The 11,879-nt window shown below is 44.6% G+C and carries 8 protein-coding genes and 1 other annotated feature (1 of these 9 only partly in view); of the genes, 3 read left to right on the top strand and 5 right to left on the bottom strand.

The window, feature by feature from the left end; all coding sequences use genetic code 11:
• The first annotated feature begins 343 nt into the window (after nucleotides 1-343).
• Nucleotides 344-649: a hypothetical protein gene (locus QZZ36_RS05745; RefSeq protein ID WP_295078219.1), complete on the top strand. Its 306-nt coding sequence runs from the start codon at nucleotides 344-346 to the stop codon at nucleotides 647-649.
• 224 nt (nucleotides 650-873) lie between these two features.
• Here the strand turns inward: QZZ36_RS05745 and QZZ36_RS05740 are convergent, their stop codons facing one another.
• From QZZ36_RS05740 to QZZ36_RS05725, 4 genes are all read right to left on the bottom strand, one after another.
• Nucleotides 874-3,318: a dockerin type I domain-containing protein gene (locus QZZ36_RS05740; protein ID WP_295078216.1), complete on the bottom strand. Its 2,445-nt coding sequence runs from the start codon at nucleotides 3,316-3,318 to the stop codon at nucleotides 874-876.
• Nucleotides 3,319-3,523: 205 nt separating this feature from the next.
• The gene (locus QZZ36_RS05735) at nucleotides 3,524-6,073 is read right to left on the bottom strand and encodes an alpha/beta hydrolase-fold protein (RefSeq protein WP_295078213.1); all 2,550 of its coding nucleotides are present in this window, start codon (nucleotides 6,071-6,073) and stop codon (nucleotides 3,524-3,526) included.
• 293 nt (nucleotides 6,074-6,366) lie between these two features.
• Entirely contained in the window at nucleotides 6,367-7,056 is a 690-nt protein-coding gene (locus QZZ36_RS05730; RefSeq protein WP_295078211.1) for a CpsB/CapC family capsule biosynthesis tyrosine phosphatase, read from the bottom strand.
• Entirely contained in the window at nucleotides 7,056-8,645 is a 1,590-nt protein-coding gene (locus QZZ36_RS05725; protein ID WP_295078208.1) for a polysaccharide biosynthesis tyrosine autokinase, read from the bottom strand. The genes QZZ36_RS05730 and QZZ36_RS05725 overlap by 1 nt, the downstream gene beginning before the upstream one ends.
• A 405-nt stretch (nucleotides 8,646-9,050) precedes the next feature.
• Between QZZ36_RS05725 and QZZ36_RS05720 the strand changes: the two genes are divergently transcribed.
• Nucleotides 9,051-9,593: a stage V sporulation T C-terminal domain-containing protein gene (locus tag QZZ36_RS05720; protein WP_295078205.1), complete on the top strand. Its 543-nt coding sequence runs from the start codon at nucleotides 9,051-9,053 to the stop codon at nucleotides 9,591-9,593.
• Between the two features lie 70 nt (nucleotides 9,594-9,663).
• The gene (locus tag QZZ36_RS05715) at nucleotides 9,664-9,819 is read left to right on the top strand and encodes a rubredoxin (protein ID WP_295078202.1); all 156 of its coding nucleotides are present in this window, start codon (nucleotides 9,664-9,666) and stop codon (nucleotides 9,817-9,819) included.
• Nucleotides 9,820-9,884: 65 nt separating this feature from the next.
• Here the strand turns inward: QZZ36_RS05715 and QZZ36_RS05710 are convergent, their stop codons facing one another.
• Entirely contained in the window at nucleotides 9,885-11,354 is a 1,470-nt protein-coding gene (locus tag QZZ36_RS05710) for a DUF1846 domain-containing protein (protein ID WP_295078199.1), read from the bottom strand.
• Between the two features lie 381 nt (nucleotides 11,355-11,735).
• Nucleotides 11,736-11,879: a binding site (T-box leader), on the top strand; it runs 64 nt beyond the window's last position.

Raw genomic sequence — 11,879 nt, 5'->3', positions numbered from 1 at the left:
CAACAGCAGCAGCTATGGAGGAAGTTCTCCCATGGCTCGCTCAGAATGGTTATCAGAATGTAAATATCTCTGATATGGCAGCTGCAAAGGGCAAGACTCTTGCAGGCGGTCAGATCCATACACGCGTTTGATCTCAGTGAGAATATAATTTAAGTGCCGGTCACTAATCCAGTGGCCGGCATTTTTTATTTGTCCAGTAACCATTCAGGGACATATTTCTGTCTGATCCCAATATATGATACGGGATGATCATTATCCATTGTCAGAAGTATCTTTGGATTATGATCATTAATGTTTTGCAGGGGAGTAAATAATGCAATAACTTATATCAACAGCAATAGTTGTGGCAGATAATCCCGCAGAAGTCAAGTGCTTTGATGAAAAATCAGTGAATAAAAATCAGAGGCTGATGTTTGCTGTAATGCTTGCAGCTGAAAGCTGCGGATCGAGTTCTTCTGTAATAAGCAATACGTTCATCAACAATGCATTGGGAATTATAAAAGCAAAACAGATCGCAGCGATGATAACTATCATATCCAATGTTCTGCCGACTGTTTTAGGAGCTGTTGCAGACAAGGCCTCTGAAAAAATGATAACAGCGAAACAAAAGAGTCGGAGCAGAATTTATCTGAAAGCTGAAGTTTTATAAAAAAGTCTATAATGTTACAACAGCTCCTATCCTAAGTTTGGATGGGGGCTGTTTTCATTTGGTGTAAAATATGCAACAACTCGTGGAGAAAGCCTTTTTTTCATATGTGTCTGTAACTTCTTTCCACAGAAAAACCTCCTATGGTTTCTGTTATACCATAGGAGGCTTTTTGTCATATTACGTTTTTACTGGTGCAGGTAAATGTCACGTTTTGTACGTTTAATTTACTTTTTATTTATAAATTCTTCCATAGTTTTTATGGTTTCGTCCGAAGTTGAAGCGTAAGCATAATATGCAAGTATATTTGAAGAATCCACGGCATTTACCTCGCCGTCATTATTTACGTCAGCGACCTCTTTCTGTACATCTGTGAATTCTCCGTCCTGCTCTGTGGATATGAGCGCATAGTATCTAAGGATATTTGAAGCGTCAACGGCGTCTGTGATACCGTCTCCGTTCACATCTCCGAGTGAAAGTACCTTTTTCAGCTTTATTACAATATCCTCATGCTGTCCGTATTCCGTGAACGAGAACGGATAGCTCTGTGAAGAGTATTCATAGCCCTTGGGAGCGTTATTTACAACGACCTTGTAAGCGCTGTTTGTATACAGAAGATTGTCGTATTTCATCACGGGTATATCTGTCGTGTTCCACGAATAGGAGTAGCTGTTGTTTTTTGCGCATACAAATTTGAGCTGAACATCGTTTAATGGTTTGCCGGTCGCTTCGTCAACTACTGATATATCGGCAGAGCAGGCAGTTTCAGCTGTAGGAGCTTCTTCGATAAGGATAATGACTTTTTTACGCAGCAAGCCGTTCTCGACCTTGAATCTGATACCGTTGCTGCCTTTTTCATAATTCTGCTCAAGCTCTTCGAGTGAGAATCTTTCACGCAAAGATGTTACGCACATATACTCACTGCCTGTCTGCAGGATCCTGTAGCCTTCCTTTGGAGTTATCCTGAAGGTGTACTCGCCGTCCGGCAGAGCGCCGTTGCCCAGCTGAAATGATGATAATCCTGAAGCGTAGCAGTATCTGTAGCCGTTATCGTCATAAATACCGTAGGATTCAAGAGGGAAGTTCTTCAAGCCGTAGTTGTATACGCTTTCGTAGCTTGTGACGTTATTCTTCTGAGTGCAGATAAAGCAGTCAACATTTACATTGCCGTACATATATGGACCATAGAGAGGTACAGCTATTTTGTCGGTATCTCCGCCCTTTTTGAAATCAAGCTCTATCCTGCCGTCATTATTATACGAGTTCATTGTTGACGGGAACCTTAAATAATATGCGGTGCCGGGATCGTATTCTATGTCAGTGAAAGTCTTTACGGGCTCTTCGCTCATATCCCAGCTTGCAAGCTCGGTCTCGGTATTTTTTTCGTCATTTGCACGTTTTACGATCAATGCGGTGAGTTTTTCCGGAGGCAGAAAGGTATTGATGTCATAAGCTGCTATCGTAACTGCGCAGTGTTCGCTGTCAACGGGCACCGGGTCTTCCATGGGAAGCTCCACCTTTTTAAGTGTTGCCGCTTCTTCCTCGGAAACCGTACGCTTTGCCTTTATAACGATATCCTCGTGTTCTCCGGATTCAGTGAAACGGAAGGAGTGATCGGTCTCGGCTGTATAGTATGCGGGGAGGTATTTCACTGACAGCTCATAGTCTGAGTTCAGGGTACGGAGATCGTCGAATTCCATCGGCTGCTCTCCTGATAACCATTTTATGGGATCGGACGAAATGGATTTGATCTTTAACTGAAGAACGCAGCCTTCAAGGGGCTTTCCCGTATCCTCGTCAATGACAGATATCTTTGCTGAACAGCTGTTTTCGGCAGTCGGAGCTTCCTCAATGTAGAATTCGGCTTTTCTGTCTGCCTCACTATTCTTTACATTGAATTCTATTCCCTTGGAAAAATCATAGTCAAAGTAATCACGGGCATGATCCCTGTACCAGTCAGATGTAAATGAAGAGAGTGATACAATGCGTGCTTCAGTCTCGGAATTATTCTTCACAAAACGGTATTTCTCCGCAGGCTTTACATAAGCGGTATAATGACCGTCAGGCAGCGTCAGGAAAGAAGAGGTGTCAGAAATGGCGTTTATGTATCTGAAGCCCTGATCGTCTTTTACATACGCTTCTTCGATCTCATCTTTTTCAGCATTGAATATGCCGGATGAAGAATTGCTCCCGGAAATGACAATACGTCTTGAAAACCGGGGTTCATTGTTTTTTGAGTAACTTGATCTGTAATATTCTGAAAGATCGTAGCCGCATATCACTAATTTATCAGTATGCTCGTTGTTTTCAAGTATAATATCCGACTCCTCAGGGAGATAGTAGATTTCCGGAATGTTTTCGATCATCAGCTTGTAGCTGGTATCATCGCTCAGGCTGAGCTTTGAGAAGGTCTGTATATCGGATTTTGCAGGATCCCATTCAGCCAGTACCTTTCTTTCTTCCCCCTTAATTTCCACGAGTTTCGCGGTCAGTCCCTCAGGAAGCTTGTCATGCGGCGCGATGATAGATATCATCGCACAGCCCTCTGAGATTTGTTCCTCTGTCTCTGCGGCATAAGAGCTGAAAAAGCTGTACGGAGCTCCGCTGTAAGCCGCTGAGGTACCCATAATTGCGACAGCTGATATTGCAGCTATCATTTTTCTGATCATCATAGTGATCCCTCCTTATATCATGATAAGGATATTATATAATACTTTTGAAATAAATACAAGAAGATTCCGCGATTTTACATTCTATTAATAAATAAAAACACAGCAGTTCTGAGTAATATTACTGTCTCAGATCTGCTGTGTTTATTTTGCCGTAAATTATGTGCGTTTGAGTTATCGCAAAGCCAAACTGCCGGCTTTTGCACTATCACTCAGTTGCCTGGAAGATTCCTCTTACGAAGCAATAGATGTGTGAATGGATAGAGTCGTCACCGTGGTGTCCATTGTTTACAACGTGCCATACATGAGGTACATTGTTCTTTGTGAAGTTGTTATGATAGCCTTCAGGTGTGTTCAGTCCTACAACATCGTCCTGAGTACCGCCCGTTATCATAACGAGATAAGGTGTCTCATCAGGATTGCTCCACTTCCATGAGCCCGAAGCGCCCGGTGCGGGGCATATAGCTCCTACATAACCAAACTTGTCACCATACTTCATTCCGATCTGGAGAGACTCGCGTCCGCCCATTGAGAAGCCTGTTACAGCTGTGTTCTCTCTGCCTGTAGCAACGCTGTACTTGCTTTCGATATGAGGCATGAGGCTGTCAACGATATCGTCAACGAAGTTGTCATAGCCCTCATTAGAGCCCTGATCCGCAAAGCCTGTAGCGTCATTCATCGTAGCGCTTGTGAATACGAAGGGTATGACTACTATCATATCCTTAGCCTCACCCGAAGTTATAGCGTTTCCGATGATCTGCTGAGTATACATCTGACCGTTGCCCTGTGTAATCATACGGTTCTCGTTCTCGAAGAAGCCGTGAAGCAGGTAAAGCACGGGGTACTTCTTGCTTGAATCATAGTTTGCGGGCAGGAGGATATTGTAGGGCTTGTTCTTGTTTGCCTTCTTTGAGAAGTAGGTCTCCTTCTTGATAGTACCGTACTGAACTCCCTGTTTCTTGTTATGAGAATCATTCGGTTCGTTGTTTACCAGCGAATTCTGCACTATCTTGGTAAGCTCCTCCATAGTGTATCTCAGCTGACCGCTTGAAGTACCGGTCTTTTGGGTCGTTGTAGTTGTGGTCGTTGTGGTTTTTTCCGTATTTGTTTTAGCGGTAGTTACCGTTGACGACTGAGCTACAGTTCCCTCAGTTGCCTGGAATATGCCTCTTACGAAGCTGTAGAGATGTGAATGGATAGAGTCGTCACCGTGGTGACCGTTCTGTACAACGTGCCATACATGAGGTATGTTGTTCTGTTTAAAGTTGTTATGATATCCCTCAGGAGTATTCAGTCCGACAACATCGTCCTGTGTACCGCCGGTTATCATGATAAGATACGGTGTCTCATCGGCGCTGTTCCACTTGAATGAGCCCTGTGTGCCCGGTGCGGGACATATTGCTCCCACGTAACCGAACTTGCTGCCGTACTTCATACCGATCTGGAGAGACTCGCGTCCGCCCATTGAGAAGCCTGTAACAGCCGTATTCTCTCTGCCTGTGGCTACGCTGTACTTGCTCTCGATATGAGGCATAAGGCTGTCAACTATATCGTCTACGAAGTTGTCGTAGCCCTCGTTCGAGCCCTGATCCGCGAAACCTGTAGCGTCATTCATAGTAGCGCTTGTGAATACGAACGGTACGACTACGATCATATCCTTTGCCTCGCCGGAAGCGATAGCATTGCCTATGATCTGCTGAGTATACATCTGTCCGTTTCCGGTAGTTATCATACGGTCCTCATTCTCAAAGAAACCGTGGAGAACGTAGAGTACAGGATACTGCTTGCTCTCGTCATAGTTTGCGGGAAGAAGGATATTGTAGGGCTTGTTCTTGTTAGCCTTCTTGGAGAAGTAGGTCTCTTTCTTTATAGTGCCGTACTTCACTCCGTTCTTTTCCATGTGTGAATCATTCGGCTCGTTGTTTACAAGTGAATCCTGAACCATCTGAGTGAGCTCCTCCATGGTGTATTTCTGCTGACCGGGAACGATCTCCGGTTCGATCACAGGGAATTCACTGATAGTACCGAGTATGAACTTAGTAATTAACAGAGCGTCATTGAGCTCAAAAACGCCGTTGCTGTCGGCGTCGGCAGCCTTGAGGGTCTTTTTGTCCTCAATACCGCTGATAAGACCTTTTCTCGCCAGCACGACATCATAGCAGTCTATCTGTCCGTCATAGTTGATATCGCCCTTGTGCATTGCAACAGGTGCTGACGGCTCCCCTATTTCTGTACCGCTGTTCGCACCCACTACTTCATCAACGTAGAAGTCGCACCTGCTTGACTCAGACTCGATATAGAGCTGAATGTCAGAAGCTCCATCCGGGATCGTAAAGCTTTTGTTCTCAAGATGAGCCCACTGCCCCTTTTCAGCGGTAACTTCTGCGATCTTAGGATATTTTGTACTGCTTCCGTCACTGTACTGCAGTGTCAGGTAGAAATTCTCCGAAGCTTCCTCCTCATTCATTACATAGGCGCTGAAGGCATAATCCTGACCAGCCTTGAAGTCAGAACCAAGTCCAACAGTAGCACCGTTCCAGGCACTCGCTCTGCCGCTTGCTTTAAGCGAACATTCTCCCGAGCGTGAAATGCCTGTGACTACCTTTACAGAAGCAGAGCCTCTGCCGCTCCACTGTTCACTTCCATCTTCAAAAGTGCTGTGAAGCAGATAGTCATTGTCGGCAGCAACGGAAGGCATAGCTCCCAGCGCTGACAGCGCGGTTATCACTGCCGTAAGAATAGAAATCCTTTTTCTCATTCTCTTTTCCTCCTTTAAAAAAAATAAAAAACAATCTCATGTTTAATTTTTACCATAAATTTTGTGATATGTCAACCCACAATGTGAAGATTGTGGATATCAAAACATCTTTCAGCACTATACTTCCATAAGAAAGTCCACCCACATCAACGAATTACCATTTTGATAAAAGTAATACATAATGTGTACTCAATAACCGCTGCCGAAAAAAATATCCTCCGCAGGAGCTCCCGCAGAGGATATCTATTCTTCATGTTTTTCCGCCGCCCTTGCAGGCAGCGCTTTTCTCTGTATCAGCGATGGAGTACACAGGAATAGTTCTCTATGATACCGTCAGATAATTCAAGCTCTGATTCGCTGACTTTTCTTTTCAGTACGTCCCAGTTAGGCATTCTGTCGTCGATGTTGTGACAGTCGCTTCCGAAAACGAAGCTGTCGCACTCGTCGATTATGCGTTTGGCAAGCTTTTTCTCTTTTATATGTGAAAAAGCGTCGTTATTCACCTGCATTATAGCATTTGAAAAGATAAGGGATTCAATTTCATCATCGTTACAGTAATCAACGTAGCGATGAATGTGAGCAAGCATTATATCTATACCGTACTCAACGGAGATATTGTACATCTCCTCAGACATCCACTGTTCGTATTTACGATAAGGGAGCTCCATAAGCATGATGCTTGTGCCCTCTATAGCCAGCTTCTCGATATCCTTTACATCTGATATGCCGTTCTCGACAGCCACCTCAGCTCCGAGCAGCATATTCTTTATAGGTGACTTTTCTTTGAGCAGTTCAAAAGCAGCCTGTCTTTTTTCGAGAAAGCTCTCTACCGATTCTTCCCTGTGACAGTAGAAATGTGGAGTAAAGACAACTCTTTTGACTCCCTGATCCTTCATCATTTCGAGCATAGCAAGTGATGTTCCCAGATTCTGGGAACCGTCGTCAAGACCGGGAAGTACATGACAATGATATTCAGTTAGCATTATTTTCCGCCTTTTTTCTTTTTGCTTTTATTGTTTTGGTTTCCTTTATTTGTATTTGTTTTCCTGTTTTCTTTTTTTATTTCCTGAGAATCGCCCTCCTCATCGTCGGTCTCATCGGGCTTGCTTCCGTAACCGTAGCCGTAGCCCTTGTCATACTTATAATACTTGTACTTGTACTTTGAATAATACTTGCCTTTGTGCTTTGTCTTTACGCCGTTCAGAATGAATCCGAGCATATTCATCTTTGAGAACTCTATCTTCTTCATCGCTTCATCAACATCGTCAGTAGTGGTATCACCGTAGCGTATTACCATGATCGTACCAGAGACATTCCTTGCAAGCTCCATGGAATCTGTGACCACATTTACAGGAGGAGTATCAATAATGATTATCGAATATCTCTCGCTGAGCTTTTCAAGTATAGAGGTCATATTCTCTGAAGCGAGAAGCTCCGAAGGGTTCGGCGGTATCGGACCTGCCGGCATAACATCAAGGTTTTCCATGACGTCCTTGGCTATACATTCGTCAATGTCAGCCATCTTGCCTATAGCCGTTGACAGACCTTTTCTGTTTCTTACACCGAATATTTTATGCTGAACGCTCTTTCTGAGGTCTCCGTCTATAAGAAGGACCTTGCTTCCGCCCTGTGCGAGTGCGATAGCAATATTCGCGGAGGTCGTGGATTTACCTTCCGCCGGACTTGTAGACGACACTGTAAAGACCTTCTTCTCAAAAGGAGAAAGCGCAAAGTTTACATTTGTCCTTATGGATTTGTAGCTCTCAACGACAGCGAACGGAACGTCCTTGTCGGTGAGCCTTATGTGCTTGTCAGCCTTGTCGTTTTTCTTTTCCTGCTCGAACTGCTGTATCTCACCGATGATAGCTTTTTTATACTTTTCGCTGAGCCATTCCGTCTCTTTAACGGTATTGTCAAAAAAGTCGATGAGTATTATGATAACGACAGCAAGAAAAGCAGCCGCAAACGCGCCGAGAGCGGTATTCTTCTTTACATTCGGCGAAACAGGATTGTACTGCACCTTCGCCGTATCTATGGCATTGATCTCACCTACGCCGACAGCTCTCTGAATATAGTCAGGAGCAACAAGCGCCATATTGTTGCATATTGCAGCGGAAAGCTCAGGATTCTTTGTCACCGCGGTCATATTCAGCACACTGGTATCCGTCGGAGAAGTGATGGTTATACAACTGCGAAGTGAAGCAGGAGAGATCCTGCCGTCTGAAACGGCAAAGCTGTCTGCGATAACGCCTTCGTCAAATGTCTCGGTAAGCTTCTCGCCGATATCATTAAGCACCGCATTGTCAACGAGCACTTTTTCATATGTATTTATAAGCTGCTTGGAATTGTTGATATTATTGTAATTGTGCTCCGGATTCTCATTGAAAGTAGTATAGCTCTGTACATACATTGCAAGCTCTGAAGAATACTTCAGCGGCATACACAGCTTTGAAAAGCCGAAAGCCGCACCGCCGCCCACCAGCGCAGCAAGTATGATTATCCACCACTTGTTTATTATGAGTGAAAACAGAGATTTCAAGTCGATATAATTTTCCATTTCGTCCTTATGCACTTTTAAGATCCTCGCATTCTTTCATATTATCTCATAGAGCCCTTTTATAAAGTTCGTATTACTTTGTATACAATATACGCACAGTAATACATAAACTTTACCGATTATTATTATAATACAAATATGATAATAATGTCAAGCCAGAACCAAAAAATGCTGCCCGTTTTTGTATGTGTTCACAAATTGCACATAATACCACTGACTATTATTCAACCAAATGCCAACGCTACAAGTAATATGCCATATCAATAAACAATCAATTTAACCGTAGCTCCACGGACAAAAAAACAGCTGATATCAGATACAGCTGAAATTATTGAACCGGCTCCGCTTTATTCTCCGTATAATCCAGCTCTTTCCGCAGATAATATTACCGCAACCTATTATTTGTGGAGGTAATACAAAATGAAAGCAACAGGCATCGTCAGACGAATCGACGATCTCGGAAGAGTAGTGATCCCCAAGGAAATACGCAGGACAATGCGTATACGTGAGGGCGATCCGCTTGAAATTTATACAAACAGCGAAGGCGAAGTTATCTTCAAGAAGTACTCCGCCATCAGTGAAATGAGTGAAAACGCCGGATATGTAGCGGATATAATGCATAAGATATCGGGCTGTCCCGTACTGATCTTTGATAAAGACCATGTTGTCGCAACAGCAGGAGCAGCGCGGAGAGAGTTCTCTGAGCGGCGGGTCACAGGACAGCTTGAAGAGCTGATGGAAAACCGCGGACAGTTCTTCTGTCCGGACGGGAACACCAACAGTTTCTTTCCGGCTGAAGGAGTTGACAGGACCGCTATAGCAGCCGTCCCGATAATCACCGCAGGCGATGTTTCGGGAGCGGTGGTATTTCTTACCTGCGAAAAGTCAAAGGAGGCAGCCGACATTCACAAGAGTCTGATAAATGCGGCAGCCCAGTTCCTGTCAAAGCAGATAGAGGGCTGACAAAAGCTTCTTGACATACCCCGTGTGAAATGTTATAATTTTTGAAAAGCCACCAAAAGGGGGTGTGGAAATGAAGTTCGTTTGCGATATCTGCGGATGGGAATACGACGAAGAGCTCGGCGCTCCGGATCAGGGAATAGCTCCCGGAACAAAGTTCGAGGATCTTCCTGATGATTTTGAATGTCCTCTCTGCGCAGCAGGAAAGGATTCCTTCTCTGCACAGTGACATAGCCTGACAGACAGTAAATAAAAAAGCTCCCATGCTTTATAAAGTATGGGAGCTTTAATTGTTTATGCCTCGTACTTTGGCTCGCAGGTGAGGTTTATACCCAGTCTCTTGAAGATACGCTCGTCCACCTGAGAGAGTATAACAGTTGAATGCACCTCACAGCCGCGGAGCTTCGATATCTGCTCCATAGCCTTCTTTGCGTTGCCGTCGGTATTTGCACATATGGAAAGTGCGATAAGAGTTTCGTCGGTGTGCATTCTCGGATTGCTGTTGCCGAGGTGGTTCACCTTCAAAGCCATGATAGGCTCGATAACATGGGGCGACATAAGCGGTATATCATCATCTATATCCGCAAAATGCTTCAGTGCATTTATGAGCAGAGCCGATACCGCTCCGAGGAGGTTCGATGTGCGTCCCGTAAGTATCGTACCGTCCGGAAGCTCCATAGCAGCCGCAGGACCGTCCGTAGCCTTTTCCTTGTCAAGTGCCGCGGATACTACCTTTCTGTCCTCGACTGTGACATTAGCCTGCTTCATGAGAAGCTCCAGCTTCATTACCTCGTCCTCGGAAATAAGACCCTTTCGGTACTCGCACATACCTGTATAATAGCGGCGGATTATCTCCTGTCTTGCGGCTTCGGAAACAGCCTCGTCGTCATCTATGCAGTTGCCTGCCATATTTACGCCCATATCCGTAGGCGACTTGTAGGGAGACTCTCCCAGTATCTTTTCGAACATAGCGTTAAGTACAGGGAATATCTCCACATCACGGTTATAGTTTACGGTAGTCTGTCCGTAGGCTTCAAGGTGGAAGGGGTCTATCATATTAACGTCGTTGAGGTCGGCAGTAGCCGCCTCGTAAGCGATATTTACAGGGTGGCGGAGAGGAAGGTTCCATATGGGGAAGGTCTCGAACTTGGCGTAACCGGCATTAATGCCCCTCTTGTGCTCATGGTAGAGCTGGGAAAGGCAGGTAGCCATTTTTCCGCTTCCGGGACCGGGAGCGGTAATGACAACGAGCTTGCGGGAGGTCTCTATGTACTCGTTCCTGCCATAGCCCTCGTCGCTGATTATGTACTGTAAATTGGAAGGATAGCCCTTTATGCTGTAGTGGTGGTAAACTCTTACGCCGAGAGCTTCAAGGCGCTTCTGGAAGGCGTCTGCCGTGGGCTGACCGTCATAGCGGGTAAGAACTACGCTGCTGACGTAAAGTCCTATCTTCGTGAAGACGTTGAAAAGACGGATAACATCTATATCATAGGTTATGCCGAGGTCTCCTCTTACCTTGTTTTTCTCGATATCATCAGAATTGATGACAATGACTATCTCTGCGTCGTCTTTCAGCTGTAAGAGCATTTGCAGCTTACTGTCAGGCTTGAAGCCGGGAAGCACTCTTGAAGCGTGAAAGTCGTCGAAGAGCTTTCCGCCGAATTCAAGGTAAAGCTTGTCGCCGAACTGCGAGATACGCTGCCTGATATGCTCTGACTGGGTCTTGAGATACTTTTCATTGTCAAATCCGATTTTGGAACTCATTATTTCTTCCTCCCGATAAACTATAATAATTTATTATATACCAAACCATGTCAAATTTCAAGTGTCAGGCAAAAAATAAATCATTTAAAGTTCTTTCTTTTATATATTCCCTTGTATACGCAGTCCGGAACGGGAAAAAATCCCACGGGAAGCCATTGGATTATTTTTTGAGGGACTGCATATTGCAAAAAAACGGGGCTCAGTTATTGTGCAATTATTGCGGCTATCAGCTTAACTCTTTATTTATTGCTGACTTCTGCATTTTCACAAAACTATCCTATATATTATCACGGGCGCTCGTAAAGCGCCCCTACAATAATTACGAATTACGCATTAACGAAACTCTTGACAAGAAAAAAAAGATATGCTATTATTAAGTGTACAAATACTGTGAACGAATAAAACCTGTGCAGTGCCCGATACAGAGAGTTCCCGTAAGGTGTGAGGGAATGACGGCGTACAGTGACCTACATTCGGGAGTTGCCGCATTGAAAGGAAGTAGGTGCGGTCGGGTGCGCCCGTTAC

It is taken from the genome of Ruminococcus sp. (assembly GCF_016287535.1).
GTDB lineage: Bacteria > Bacillota > Clostridia > Oscillospirales > Ruminococcaceae > Ruminococcus.
Note: the sequence above shows the minus strand (reverse complement) of the source record. Positions and strands in the feature narration are given on the sequence as shown.

What these genes read in the sequence shown, in the direction of transcription:
- QZZ36_RS05740 (WP_295078216.1), bottom strand. Translation starts at nt 3,318, where the DNA reads ATGATGATCAGAAAAATGATAGCTGCAATATCAGCTGTCGCAATTATG.
- QZZ36_RS05735 (WP_295078213.1), bottom strand. Translation starts at nt 6,073, where the DNA reads ATGAGAAAAAGGATTTCTATTCTTACGGCAGTGATAACCGCGCTGTCA.
- QZZ36_RS05730 (WP_295078211.1), bottom strand. Translation starts at nt 7,056, where the DNA reads ATGCTAACTGAATATCATTGTCATGTACTTCCCGGTCTTGACGACGGT.
- QZZ36_RS05720 (WP_295078205.1), top strand. Translation starts at nt 9,051, where the DNA reads ATGAAAGCAACAGGCATCGTCAGACGAATCGACGATCTCGGAAGAGTA.
- QZZ36_RS05715 (WP_295078202.1), top strand. Translation starts at nt 9,664, where the DNA reads ATGAAGTTCGTTTGCGATATCTGCGGATGGGAATACGACGAAGAGCTC.
- QZZ36_RS05710 (WP_295078199.1), bottom strand. Translation starts at nt 11,354, where the DNA reads ATGAGTTCCAAAATCGGATTTGACAATGAAAAGTATCTCAAGACCCAG.